Consider the following 12,766-nt stretch of genomic DNA (forward strand, 5'->3'; position numbering starts at 1 on the left):
ACAAAAACTAATAGCAATAAAAAAGCAGAGCCAGGCTCTGCTTGATTCTATCAATCTTTGGAGACTATCTCGGCAAAAGGCTCGCCCATACGGGTCACCGCTGTTGGATATTGCTTGTCAGTAAATTCAATCTGACCGGCCTGGAACGCCAGGATCACTGTGGATCCTAGTTTAAAGCGGCCCATTTCTGCACCTTTTTCCAAAGTAACAGCTTGTGGCCCTGTAGCAGGGTAAGTCCAGCGGAACACATCTTTACCAGCAGGTGGCGTCACAGTACCAGCCCAGACAGTTTCTATGCTGGCCACTATAGTTGCGCCTACTAATACCAGTGCCATTGGGCCCAACTCAGTATCAAAAATTGCCACTACACGCTCATTACGGGCAAATAAATCCGGCACGTTTTCGGCGGTTAGTGGGTTTACAGAAAACAAGTCGCCTGGTACATAAATCATTTCACGTAAGGTGCCTGTTACAGGCATATGAATACGGTGATAGTCTTTTGGTGCTAAATAAATAGTCGCGAACTTACCACCGGCGTAAGGGGCTGCTGTGGCCGCATCGCCGCCTAATAAAGCCTGCAGAGAGTAGTTGTGGTTCTTCGCCTGAATAAGCTTGCCGTCCACAATGTCACCCAACTGACTGATAGCGCCATCGACTGGCTGACACACAATGTCAGCGTCAGTAGTGATCGGGCGTAAACCTTCTTTTAACGGACGGGTAAAAAACTCGTTAAAGCTGGCGTAGTCAGACGCTTTTTCAAATTGGGCCTCGGCCATATTAATTTTATAGGCCTTGATAAACAGGCTGATCAGCGCATGGCTGATAAAGCCAAGACGTGCCGCTGCCAGATAGCCAACAAGACGGGATAATAAATGCTTTGGCATTGCGTACTGCAATGCAATTTTGACTTGATCCATGGTGGATTTAAACCTCAGGGTTGAAAATAATTCGGTTTGTCCTGCGCCATACTGAGCAGGATTTTATGATAACTGGCAAAACGTTCCGGGTGAATTTCACCAATACTGACTGCATGTTGCAGCGCGCAGCCCGGATCGTTTAAATGTTTACAGTCACGGAATTTGCAGCGGCCCAGCCAGTCTTTAAATTCCGGAAAACCTAAAACAATTTGTTCTGGTTCCAAATGCCACAAGGCAAATTCGCGAATACCGGGTGAATCTATTAAATCGCCGCCATCCGGCAAGTGATACAAACGTGCTGTGGTTGTCGTGTGTTGGCCTAAACCTGAGTTTTCTGACACAGCGCGGGTTTCTACACCCAGCTCAGGCAGCAGGTTATTGACTAATGATGATTTACCTACACCAGACTGACCGACAAAAATACTGACGCCTTGTTTCAGGTAAGAATCCAGCTGAGCTGTGCCTTCACCTGTTTTGGCACTCAGTAATAAAAACTCGTAACCAATGTTTTGATAAATAGCCAACTGCTGATCGACTTCAGCGCGTTGTTCTTCCGTTAACAAATCAATTTTATTCAGCAGCAACAAAGGTTTGATATGCATAGCTTCGGCCGCTATTAAATAGCGGTCGACAATATTCAGCGAAAATGCAGGTAAAACGGCGGAGACAATAATCATTAAATCTATATTGGCCGCTACAGGTTTTAAACCATCATAAAAATCCGGGCGCAGTAATACAGACTCACGTTCAGCGACAGCTTCTACTACACCTTCAGGGCCACCACCAGGTACTTTGGTGCGGCAGAATACGACTTTGTCACCTGTGACTAAGGAGTTGATGGTGCGGCGGATATTGCAACGGAAAATCTGGCCTGAGCTATCTTCAATATCGGCATGTTGACCAAAACGACTGATCACTAAGCCATGTTCGGCTTCAGCCAATAAGTCAGAGTCCAACTCTTTTTTGTTGGTTTTATTCTGAGCCCGGGCTAAACGACGATCCTGATTGGCGGCTATACGTTGATGCTGGCGTTGATTGAGATGCTTTTTTTTGGTCACTGTGGCCTTGTGCCTTTACTGTCGCCTGACTGCGGCGGTTTTTACTTTGCTTAAGGCATAGTATGATACCGCTATTCGGGCAAGTTACAAAGCAGCAAAACTGGCTGCAAATAATCAAAGGTATTAAGCATGGCGAGCAACGACAATAATCTGGTGTGGATCGATCTGGAAATGACAGGTCTGGATCCGGAAAAAGATGTGATTCTGGAAATGGCCACTATAGTGACCGACAGCCAGTTAAATATCCTTGCTGAAGGCCCGGTGTTCGCCATTAAAACACCAAAAGAAGTGTTAGACGGCATGGATGCATGGTGCACTGAAACCCATGGCAAAAGCGGTTTAACCAAACGTTGCCTGGAAAGTGAAGTTGAATTAGCCGACGCTATGGCGCAGACCATCAGCTTCCTGTCTGATTATGTGCCTGCAGGCAAATCTCCTATGTGTGGCAACAGCATTGGCCAGGACAGACGCTTTCTAGTTAAGTATGCGCCGGAATTTGAAGCCTTTTTCCACTACCGCAATCTGGATGTCAGCACTGTGAAAGAGTTGGCCAGAAGATGGTGCCCTGAAGTGACTAAGCTGGTTAAAAAGTCATCAAGTCATTTAGCTCTCGATGATATTCGGGAATCTATTGCTGAATTAGCAGTTTATAAAACACATTTTTTCAAAATTCCTGAATAAAATCTCTTGCAAAGGGCAGAGAATTTTGTAAAATGCGCGCCGCTTCGAACGAAAATTCAATTGAAGCGGTGTTTTTAGTAATCTTCTTTATAACCAACATAAAGAACAATGTTTACTAAGAGCAGGATGCGGGCATAGCTCAGTTGGTAGAGCGCGACCTTGCCAAGGTCGAGGTCACGAGTTCGAGCCTCGTTGCCCGCTCCAAATCAAATTGGTCCACCAATAACCAGTTTGAAGAAAATCAGTAATACCCCTAAGCGGGCATAGCTCAGTTGGTAGAGCGCGACCTTGCCAAGGTCGAGGTCACGAGTTCGAGCCTCGTTGCCCGCTCCAAATTCAAAATATCCATGTAAAAACTCCTTATAGCCAAAACAGTTCACCCGTGCGGGTATATTTGTGGGAGCGCGACCTTGCCAAGGTCGAGGTCACGAGTTCGAGCCTCGTTGCCCGCTCCAAATTTCCATTTCATGTATAAAATTCCTTTTCACTTCTATTCTACATTCCAACTTAATTTTTCGCCTTGAACCTAACTTGCTGCCTGATTTTATTACTGCTATCTTTGCCAGACTAAAACTCACAGGTAAGACCAGTATGAAAGCCATCAATAAACTTGGACGTTATGTTGCCAAAATCAATAACTACTCGCCCTGGTTACGCTCGCCTTTATTGACCTTGTTATTTGGTAAAGCTGTGAAGTTTGCCGGTACCGCTTCGGTCAAAGTCGATGTACTCAATTTTCAGCAGGCGCAGTTAAGTCTGGCCAATAAAACCAAGGTACAAAATCATATAGGTTCTGTGCATGCGGCTGCCATGGCCTTGTTGGGCGAATCAGCCAGTGGTTTTTTAGTGGGTTTGCATGTGGCCGATGATCGTATTCCGCTGTTAAAGTCTATGCAGCTGAATTATGTCAAACGAGCAACGGGTAAGTTGATCGCGACTACGTCTTTAACTGATGAGCAAATTCAGTTTATTCGTGACACCGAAAAAGGCGATATCACTATTGTGGTGAAAATAACCGACGAGGTGAATGTGGAACCTGTGATTGCGGAGTTTGTCTGGGCCTGGGTACCAAAACAGAGACGATAAGCTCAATTGCAGGCTATGATTAACCCAGTAACGGAGACTTCTATGCCTGCATCACCTTGTAACCGCATTTGTTGTTTAAACCATTCTGACGTCTGTTTAGGCTGTGGTCGTACTTTGCAGGAAATCAAAGACTGGCATGTGGCTGATCGCACACAGAAGTTGGACATCTTACTGCAGGCGCAGCAGCGGCTTAAGGCTCAGCCTCAGTTTGACCTCAGGCGTCCCGCGATAACCCCTTCTGAATAACCCGCACTAAGCGGTCGGTTTGCCGACTTAATAAATTCTGCTGCAGCAGGCTTTTTTTCTGCTGTTGTAGCAAAGCCCACAGAATATGCTCTGACACCAACTCATCACTTTGTGGCAGTTGTTGCTGTAAGGCTTCAATAATGGCCAAATCAAAAGGTGCATTACCCAATGCCACAGCTATATTACGTTGCCAGCGTTGATAGCCTATTCGGCGAATGGCTGAACCTTCGGTGTATTTTAAAAATTCAGTTTCAGTCCAGTGCCATAAATCCAGCAAGGATTTATTCAGCCACTGTGGCCTGCGCTGAAAGTCCTGTTCTTGTGTCGTATCAGCGGCTCTGTTGACAGGGCACACCAGTTGGCAATCGTCGCAGCCATAAATACGGTTGCCCAATAAAGGCCGGAACTCTTCAGGAATAGCGCCTTGCAGCTCTATGGTCAGATAAGAAATACAGCGTCTGGCGTCCACTGTGTAAGGCGCAACTATGGCCTGAGTGGGACAAATTGTAATACAGGCGACACAAGTGCCGCAGTCACCTGTGTGGACAGCGTCTACAGGCAAAGGAATATCGACCAACAACTCGCCGAGGAAAAACCAGGAGCCTGCTTCCTGATTTAATACCAGACTGTGTTTTCCCTGCCAACCTAAACCTGCTTTAACCGCAAGTGGCCTCTCCAGAATAGGGGCTGAGTCCACAAAAGGCCGAAAACCTAAAGCCCCTAACTCTTTTTCAATACGTTCGCCCAGTTGTTTTAAGCGGTTGCGAATGAGCTTATGGTAATCCCGCCCCAGCGCATAACGGCTAATATAAGCCATCGAAGGATCGGCCAGATTTGCTGCAAACTGCGCATGCTCCGGTAAGTAATCCATTCGGGCACTGATGACCCGGATAGTGCCGGGATGCAATTCGGCAGGACGCGCTCTTTTCATGCCATGAGCGGCCATATACTCCATTTCACCATGAAAACCGGCATCCAGCCATTGCTGCAATTTTGCTTCTTCCGATGTTAAATCTGTATCGGTAATGCCTATCTGCTGGAAGCCAAGTTGCTGGCCCCAGGCTTTTATTTGCTCTGCAAGATGCTGCCAATTGATGCTGCTGGTCATAATAGGATCCGCTGATTTTCGCCGCGCACTTTAGCATAAAAGCCAATCAGGTTTTTGCTTTGTCCACCCGGTATGCTTTTATAGAAAGAAACTGGCTGCACTGCGCTGTTTTTGTTAGCATAGCGGCCAATTCATCTGCTGTACTTGAACAGCACGTGCGCTTACAAAATAGTTATGACTGAGATCACTCAGCTTAGGTACAGATGACAGCTAAAAGCTACATTTTTCATTTAGCGGATGAAGCCGCTACTTTGGCATTGGCCGCCTTATTTGCACCCCATTTGCGGCAAGGTGCTGTGCTTTATTTGCAAGGTGATTTAGGTGCGGGAAAAACGACCTTCAGCCGTGGTCTATTGCAGGCTATGGGGCATCCTGGCAATGTAAAAAGCCCAACTTACACTTTGGTTGAACCTTACACTATTGCCGATCAACACATATTCCATTTTGATTTATACCGGCTGCGCGACCCTGAAGAGCTGGAGTTTATGGGCATTCGGGATTATTTCTCCAAAGGCAATTTGTGTCTGATTGAATGGCCAGAACGTGGTTATGGTTTATTGGCTGATGCCGATTTGGAATTGCAACTGCAGATTGATCAAAATCAACGCCAGCTTCGAGTGACAGCCAATCAGCCGCAAGCTGTGGTATGGATGGACGCTATCGATCTTCAATGGAGTCAGGCTCAATGAGTCTGATAGTGCGGGTGCTTAGCCTGATGCTGTTGCTGCTCTGCAGTCACAGCTGGGCAGTGAACAGTGTCAAAGGCGTACGGATTTGGCATGCACCTGATAACACCCGACTGGTGCTGGATTTAGCCAATGCACCTTCACATAAAGTAAAACGCTTAAGTAATCCAAGCCGGTTGGAAATCGAACTGGCCGGCGTAAACAGCTTAAACATCGGCGCTGTCACTGGTGACTCGCCCTTAGTTAAACGTGTGTATGCCAGCCGCACTCCAAGTGCTGCTACCGCAGTAGTTATTGAATTGTCTTTTCCTGTCAGCGACAGCATTTTCTCTTTGCCACCTTCACCTCCTTATGGCCATCGTTTAGTTGTTGATTTAAAAGCTCAAGGGGCTGGTTCGTCCGGCAGTCAGGGCGCGCCAGTGACTTCAGTCACGCCATCCACCCCTGCACCTGTTGTGTCTCAATCGGTTCCGTCAGCGTCACAGGGGACAACAAGCAGCAGAGCCACAGGTCGCGATATTATTATTGCAATTGATGCTGGTCATGGTGGTCAGGACCCTGGTGCTGTGGGGCCTAAAGGTACCCACGAAAAAATTATTACTCAGTCGGTATCACGGCAGTTAGCCGCGATGATTAATCAACAGCCCGGTTTAAAAGCTGTATTAACCCGTACCGGTGACTATTACATCCACCCGAATAAAAGACCTGAGATCGCAAGGCAGAAACAAGCCGATTTGTTAATTTCCATTCATGCAGATGCAGTGCAAAACCGCAAAGCTCATGGCGCTTCGGTCTGGGTATTGTCCATGCGCCGTGCTACTACTGAAGTGGGCCGGATGCTGGAGCAAACTGAACAACACTCAGAGTTATTAGGTGGAGTAGGCGAGATTATCAAAGACTCGGCCAACGAACGTTACCTGGCACAAACCGTATTGGATCTGTCGATGAACCATTCGATGGTGACTGGTTTTGAAGTGGCTAAAGAAGTTTTACGTGAAATGTCGACCGTGGCACATTTGCATAAAAAGGAGCCACAAGCGGCCAGTCTTGCTGTGTTAAAAGCGCCTGATATTCCGTCTATTTTGGTAGAAACCGGTTTTATCTCTAACTACAACGAAGAGCGTTTACTGAAAGACCCAAATCATCAGCATAAGCTGGCGCAGGCGATTTTCAGGGCGGTGAAACGTTATTTTGAGAAATCACCACCAGCAGATTCATTATTTGCCGCACATAAAAATAATGGCCGTTCTGTGCCTACTGTGATGCCCACTTCGCAGAATAGATCGGCGACTGTGGCCAGCAGTGGTAACCGCACTCATAAAGTAAAACGCGGTGAGTCTTTGTCCAGAGTGGCGAGACAGTATGGCGTCAGCATGGCGGAACTGCGTCGGCACAACAATCTGAAAAGCGACAATATTCTGATTGGTCAGGTGCTTAGGATCCCCTGATGCCTATTCAGATTTTACCTCCTCAACTGGCGAACCAGATTGCCGCAGGCGAAGTGGTAGAGCGGCCAGCTTCTGTTGTTAAAGAACTGGTTGAAAACAGCCTGGATGCAGGTGCTGATCAAATTTTGATTGAGATTGAGCGCGGCGGCAGTAAAAAAATCCTCATTCGCGACAATGGCTCCGGTATAGCTGAAGCTGAATTAGGCTTGGCGTTAAGCCGGCATGCCACCAGTAAAATCAGTTCTTTGGATGATTTGGAGCAAATTGTCAGCCTTGGATTTAGGGGCGAAGCTTTAGCCTCTATCAGTTCTGTTTCCCGTCTGACTTTAACCTCAAAGCCTGCAACTCAGGATAAAGCCTGGCAAGCCTACGCCGAAGGCCGTGATATGCAGGTGCAAATTAGACCAGCAGCTCATCCGGATGGCAGCAGTATTGAAGTGCTGGATCTGTTTTTTAATACGCCGGCGCGGCGTAAGTTTTTGCGCAGCGACAAAACCGAGTTCGCTCATATTGATGAATTGGTTAAGCGTTTAGCATTAAGCCGCTTTGATGTCAGCTGGACTTTAATTCATAACGGTCAGACAGTACGGCAACTGAAAAAAGCCGATAGTCGCGAAGCCCAGCAAAAACGTGTAGCTGCTTTGTGTGGCAAAAACTTTCTGGAACAGGCTGCTTTTGTTGAGGTGGCATACGATGACTTAAAGCTTTGGGGCTGGGTGTTGCAACCTTCAGCCTGTAAAGAGCAATTGCAATGCCAATACAGCTATGTCAATGGCCGTATGATGAAGGATAAATTGCTCAATCATGCGATACGTCAGGCTTATGGCTCTCTGCTAAGCGCTGAACAGCAACCCGCTTTTGTGCTCTATCTGGACATCAATCCACGTCAGGTGGATGTCAATGTGCATCCGGCTAAACATGAAGTACGGTTTCATCAGGCCCGTTTAGTGCATGACTTTGTCGCGTCGGCTTTGACCAATGCGCTGTTGCAGTTAGAACCACAACAACACAGTGCTGAGGTGACAGCTCCGCCAGAATCTGCGGCCTTTGTTATGCCGGAATTGCCTGCGCAGAGACAAGTGCAGCCATCAGCTACAACTCCTTCTTATGCAGCCCGACCTTCGGCTTATGCAGGTCAACCCTACAGACCTGCTGTGGCGCAACCTGCAGCACAAAGCTGGCCGGTTTTTGCTGAAAAAACTCAGCGAGTGGAGCAATCAGATTCTGTTGTACAACAGGAAGCTTTGATAAGCCAGAATCGTTATCTGCTGTGCTCTGTTTCAGATCAACTATGGGTCATCGATATAGCTGCCAGCGCTGCCCCATTGTGGCTTGAACAAGGTGCAGATCCTTTGCCTCTGTTAATGCCGGTGCGCTTAACGTTACAACAGACAGAACAGCAGTTTTTGCTAAGCAAAGCGGATTTATTAAGCCACCTGGGCTTTGATTTTTTGGTCAATAACCAGACACTGATTGTAAGAGCTGTACCTGCATGGCTGCGACAAAGTGCGGTAGCACAGTGGTTACCTCTGTGGTGGCAAGACTGGTTGCAACAGCAGGACACACAACTGCTAAGCTTATTGCTGCAACAGTTATTAAACGGTGGAGTACTGCAGGCTGCTTCTTTAGTAAAACATTTTCCGATGTTAAATCAGCAGGGACCACATTGGCATGCTGTGCCTTTGGATTTAACCACCTCTATCAAGTTATTACAGGACTCAGATGGATCCTAAAGTTATTTTTCTAATGGGGCCTACAGCCAGCGGTAAAACTGCATTGGCTATTGAGCTGTATAAAAGCATCCCGTCTGAATTGATTAGTGTCGACAGTGCCTTAATTTATAAAGGTATGGATATAGGCACTGCCAAACCTACTGCGGCAGAACTTCTGGATGCACCTCATCATTTAATTGATATTCTTGATCCGGCTTCTGCTTATTCGGCTGCAGATTTTCGCACTGATGCGTTACGACTTATTGCTGATATCCACAGCAGGGGGAAAACCGCTATTCTGGTAGGCGGCACTATGTTGTATTTCCGCACTTTGTTGCAGGGCATATCGCCTTTGCCTGAAGCAGATCCAGAAATACGACAACAGATAGAAGCTGAAGCAGCAGAGCACGGTTGGGGTTATTTGCATCAGCAACTGGCAGAGTTTGATCCTGTATCGGCGGCTCGTATTCATCCGAACGACCCACAAAGGGTAAACAGAGCTGTAGAGGTGTACCGACTTACGGGCAAGAGTCTGACTGAACTGACGGAGCACAAAGGTGAGCCTTTTCCATACCCAGTGCAACAATTTGCTATCAATCCAACAGATCGGTCTGAACTTCACCACCGTATAGCTGTCAGATTCCGGCAAATGCTGGATTGTGGTTTTGCTGATGAAGTAAAAACTTTGATGCAACGACCTGATCTGCATTTAGATTTACCTTCAATGCGTTGTGTGGGTTATCGTCAGATGTGGTTACACCTGCAAGGACAGCTGTCTGAGCAGGAAATGCTGGAACAAGGCATTGCCGCTACTCGTCAATTGGCGAAACGGCAATTGACCTGGTTACGCAGTTGGCCTGAATTAAATTGGTTAAAAACCGAAGACAAACAGGCGGAAAACTTGCAAGCCATTTTAACTTCGCTAAGCTAGTTGAAGATAATTGAAAAAAAGTTGTTATTTAACGACTTGAAAATAATATAATAATCCATATATAGAGAAACATAATTAGAAATAAGGAAAGCGAAAATGGCAAAGGGCCAATCGTTACAAGACCCGTTTTTAAATACTTTAAGACGCGAGCGTATCCCAGTCTCTATTTATCTGGTGAACGGTATTAAATTGCAGGGACAAATCGAGTCTTTTGATCAATTTGTGATCCTTCTGAAAAACACAGTCAGTCAAATGGTGTATAAACATGCCATTTCTACTGTAGTCCCAGCTCGTGCTGTCAATACTATGGCTAGCCATGGTACTGGTACAGGCGAAATGGACGAGATGGAATAATCGGGAATTCTTAAGCTTGTTTGACAGCGAAATTGTGGCCGAGCAAGCAATCCTTGTGCATATCTATCTTTCACAAGACAGTGCCAGTGAAGATTTGCAGGAACTGGAGATGCTTGTGTCGTCGGCTGGAGTTGAATCACGTGCTGTGATGACTGCCAACCGTAGTACGATCGATGCTAAGTTTTTTCTTGGCAGTGGCAAAGCGGCAGAACTAGCGCAAGCTGTCGCTGAGCTACAAGTTGATCTGATTATTTTTAATCACTCTTTAACCCCGGCTCAAACCCGTAACCTGGAACTGCTTTGTCAGTGCCGGGTTATTGATCGTACCACTCTGATCCTGGATATTTTCGCCCAGCGTGCCCGCAGCTACGAAGGTAAATTGCAGGTCGAACTGGCACAGCTGAAGCATTTGTCGTCACGTTTAGTGCGTGGCTGGGACAACGCTGAGCGGCAAAAAGGCGGCATTGGTATGAGAGGTCCGGGTGAAACCCGTCTCGAAACCGACAGGCGTTTACTGCGGGATAAAATCACGGCTTTGTTAGTGAAGCTGGATAAAGTCAGTAAGCAGCGTGAGCAAGGCCGTAAAGCCAGACAACGTGCTGAAATTCCTGTGGTGTCCTTAGTGGGTTATACCAACGCCGGTAAATCTACCTTATTTAATCGCCTGACCAGTGCGGATGTGTATGCAGCCGATCAGCTGTTTGCAACCTTAGACCCAACACTGAGGCAAGTGAAACTGCCTGAGTTTGGTTCTATTATCTTTGCTGATACCGTTGGTTTTATCCGGCATTTGCCTCATGACTTAGTCGCAGCTTTTAAATCTACTTTGCAGGAAAGCCGTGATGCGGACTTGCAACTGCATGTGATTGATGTGGCCGATCAGCGTATGGCGGACAATATCAAGCAAGTGCAACTGGTGTTGCATGAAATTGACGCTGATCAAGTGCCGCAGTTACTGGTGTTTAATAAAATTGACCAGACTGAGCAGCAGGCCCGTATAGAATACAATGAGCAGGCTGAACCTATTGCTGTGTATATTTCAGCGAAGCAAGGTGTGGGTATCGAATTACTGTTGCAAGTGATCCGCGAACGTCTGGCGGATGACTATATGCAACTGGAATTAAAATTGCCTGCTGATGCAGCCGTGTGGCGGGCACGTTTACATGAATTATCAGCGGTTCAGACCGAATCTTTTAGCGATCTGGGTGAAACGCAAGTGAGAATAGCCTTATCAAAAGCAGAGTGGGCGCGGTTACTGAAACAAAGTGACGGACTGTTACAAAACTATATAGTCAGTCTTTAGTTTTTTATCGTCAGCACAGAGCTTTTTTTGATACATTAGTTTCAATATCACAATTAGAGATGGAGTGAAGCATGGCTTGGAACGAGCCGGGCAATAACGGCAAAGATAATGACCCTTGGAAACAAGGTGGTCGTGATCAGGGCCCGCCCGATTTAGATGAAGTCTTCCGCAACTTAAGCAAAAAGTTCGGTGGTATCTTTGGTGGCAATAAAAACACTGGCAACAACAGCAGTAATAACAGTGGTGGTTCTGCCGCTCTGATACTGATACTTGTGGTTGCATTACTGGTTTGGGCTTTCAGTGGCTTCTATACCATTAAAGAATCAGAACGGGGTTTGATCTTACGTTTTGGTCAGTATCACTCTGAAGTGATGCCTGGTATTCACTGGAAACCAACGTTTATCGATACAGTGACGCCAGTTGATATCACCAGCGTTCGTTCATTACGTACTGATGGTTTTATGCTGACTCAGGATCAAAACCTGGTTCGTGTTACCTTTGAAATTCAGTACCGTGTGTTTGACGCCCGTGCTTATAAGTTTTCTGTGGTTGATGCCGACAGCAGCTTACGTGAAGCGACAGACGCAGCCTTACGTTATGTCGTAGGTCACTCAGTCATGGATGACGTACTGACCAAAGGTCGTGAAGTGATCCGTCAAAACACCAGAACCGAGCTTGAGCAGATTATTTCCCTGTACACTATGGGCCTGCAACTGGTCGATGTGAACTTCCGTGACGCCCGTCCGCCAGAAGAAGTGAAAGCAGCTTTTGATGATGCGATTTCAGCGCAGGAAGATGAACAACGTTATATCCGTGAAGCCGAAGCCTATGCCCGTGAAATTGAACCGCGTGCCCGTGGCCAGGTCAACCGGATGATGCAGGAAGCTGAAGCTTATAAACAACAAACCTTGTTAAAAGCTCAGGGTGAAGTGGCTCGTTTTGAGAAACTGCTGCCTGAATATCTGGCTGCACCACAAGTGACCCGTGACCGTATGTACTTAGAGACTATGGAACAGGTGTATGGCAATAGCTCCAAGGTACTGGTTGATGTGAAAAATGGTAATAACATTATGTATTTACCTTTGGACAAAATGATCAACAACAGCGGCGATACCAAAGCCCCTGCGGTGAATCCATTAGCGCCAAGCAGCAGAACCAATGATAACGACAGCAGAACTCCGGATCTGCGTCCTGAAGCAAGCCGTGTTGACAGCACCAGAACTGGCAGAGGTTAAG

General features: G+C 46.8%; 13 protein-coding genes and 3 tRNA genes. 13 read left to right on the top strand and 3 right to left on the bottom strand.

Annotated features, from left to right (window positions below; translation table 11 throughout):
* Positions 1–50: 50 nt before the first annotated feature.
* Both asd and rsgA read right to left on the bottom strand, forming a co-directional pair.
* Entirely contained in the window at positions 51–917 is an 867-nt protein-coding gene (gene asd / locus LSG37_RS09785; RefSeq protein WP_233079702.1) for an archaetidylserine decarboxylase, read from the bottom strand.
* A 14-nt stretch (positions 918–931) separates the two neighbouring features.
* Positions 932–1,975 (bottom strand): small ribosomal subunit biogenesis GTPase RsgA, encoded by a 1,044-nt coding sequence (gene rsgA, locus LSG37_RS09790; protein ID WP_233079703.1) that lies wholly within the window; start codon positions 1,973–1,975, stop codon positions 932–934.
* Between the two features lie 129 nt (positions 1,976–2,104).
* On the opposite strand from rsgA, the gene orn reads away from it, so the two are divergent.
* The 6 genes from orn (at position 2,105) to LSG37_RS09820 (ending at position 3,988) form a co-directional block, all read left to right on the top strand.
* Positions 2,105–2,656: an oligoribonuclease gene (gene orn / locus LSG37_RS09795; protein ID WP_233079704.1), complete on the top strand. Its 552-nt coding sequence runs from the start codon at positions 2,105–2,107 to the stop codon at positions 2,654–2,656.
* A 128-nt stretch (positions 2,657–2,784) separates the two neighbouring features.
* A tRNA-Gly gene (locus tag LSG37_RS09800) sits at positions 2,785–2,860 on the top strand.
* 53 nt (positions 2,861–2,913) lie between these two features.
* Positions 2,914–2,989 (top strand) — tRNA-Gly (locus LSG37_RS09805).
* 51 nt (positions 2,990–3,040) lie between these two features.
* Positions 3,041–3,111, top strand: a tRNA-OTHER gene (locus LSG37_RS09810).
* 136 nt (positions 3,112–3,247) lie between these two features.
* Complete coding sequence (locus LSG37_RS09815) at positions 3,248–3,742, top strand: DUF4442 domain-containing protein (RefSeq protein WP_233079705.1); 495 nt, start codon at positions 3,248–3,250, stop codon at positions 3,740–3,742.
* A gap of 42 nt (positions 3,743–3,784) precedes the next feature.
* A complete protein-coding gene (locus tag LSG37_RS09820) occupies positions 3,785–3,988 on the top strand; it encodes a DUF1289 domain-containing protein (RefSeq protein ID WP_233079706.1) in 204 nt (67 codons plus the stop codon).
* Here the strand turns inward: LSG37_RS09820 and queG are convergent.
* The gene (gene queG / locus LSG37_RS09825; RefSeq protein ID WP_233079707.1) at positions 3,957–5,096 is read right to left on the bottom strand and encodes a tRNA epoxyqueuosine(34) reductase QueG; all 1,140 of its coding nucleotides are present in this window, start codon (positions 5,094–5,096) and stop codon (positions 3,957–3,959) included. The genes LSG37_RS09820 and queG overlap by 32 nt on opposite strands.
* Positions 5,097–5,299: 203 nt before the next feature.
* Here queG and tsaE point away from each other — a divergent pair, with 203 nt between their 5' ends.
* The 7 genes from tsaE to hflK all read left to right on the top strand — a co-directional run bounded on the left by tsaE (position 5,300) and on the right by hflK (position 12,765).
* The gene (gene tsaE / locus LSG37_RS09830) at positions 5,300–5,785 is read left to right on the top strand and encodes a tRNA (adenosine(37)-N6)-threonylcarbamoyltransferase complex ATPase subunit type 1 TsaE (RefSeq protein WP_233079708.1); all 486 of its coding nucleotides are present in this window, start codon (positions 5,300–5,302) and stop codon (positions 5,783–5,785) included.
* Positions 5,782–7,230 (top strand): N-acetylmuramoyl-L-alanine amidase, encoded by a 1,449-nt coding sequence (locus tag LSG37_RS09835; protein WP_233079709.1) that lies wholly within the window; start codon positions 5,782–5,784, stop codon positions 7,228–7,230. The genes tsaE and LSG37_RS09835 overlap by 4 nt, the downstream gene beginning before the upstream one ends.
* The gene (gene mutL, locus LSG37_RS09840) at positions 7,230–8,963 is read left to right on the top strand and encodes a DNA mismatch repair endonuclease MutL (protein ID WP_233079710.1); all 1,734 of its coding nucleotides are present in this window, start codon (positions 7,230–7,232) and stop codon (positions 8,961–8,963) included. Before LSG37_RS09835 ends, mutL begins: the two co-directional genes overlap by 1 nt.
* Positions 8,953–9,873, top strand: a complete 921-nt coding sequence (gene miaA, locus LSG37_RS09845) for a tRNA (adenosine(37)-N6)-dimethylallyltransferase MiaA (protein ID WP_233079711.1) — start codon at positions 8,953–8,955, stop codon at positions 9,871–9,873. Before mutL ends, miaA begins: the two co-directional genes overlap by 11 nt.
* 96 nt (positions 9,874–9,969) lie before the next feature.
* Complete coding sequence (gene hfq / locus LSG37_RS09850) at positions 9,970–10,227, top strand: RNA chaperone Hfq (protein ID WP_053423891.1); 258 nt, start codon at positions 9,970–9,972, stop codon at positions 10,225–10,227.
* 16 nt (positions 10,228–10,243) lie between these two features.
* Positions 10,244–11,530, top strand: a complete 1,287-nt coding sequence (hflX, locus tag LSG37_RS09855) for a ribosome rescue GTPase HflX (protein WP_233079712.1) — start codon at positions 10,244–10,246, stop codon at positions 11,528–11,530.
* Positions 11,531–11,601: 71 nt separating this feature from the next.
* A complete protein-coding gene (gene hflK / locus LSG37_RS09860; protein ID WP_233079713.1) occupies positions 11,602–12,765 on the top strand; it encodes an FtsH protease activity modulator HflK in 1,164 nt (387 codons plus the stop codon).
* Position 12,766: the final 1 nt, after the last annotated feature.

It is taken from the genome of Rheinheimera soli (genome assembly GCF_021290985.1).
In the GTDB taxonomy this organism is placed as follows: Bacteria; Pseudomonadota; Gammaproteobacteria; order Enterobacterales; family Alteromonadaceae; genus Pararheinheimera; species Pararheinheimera soli.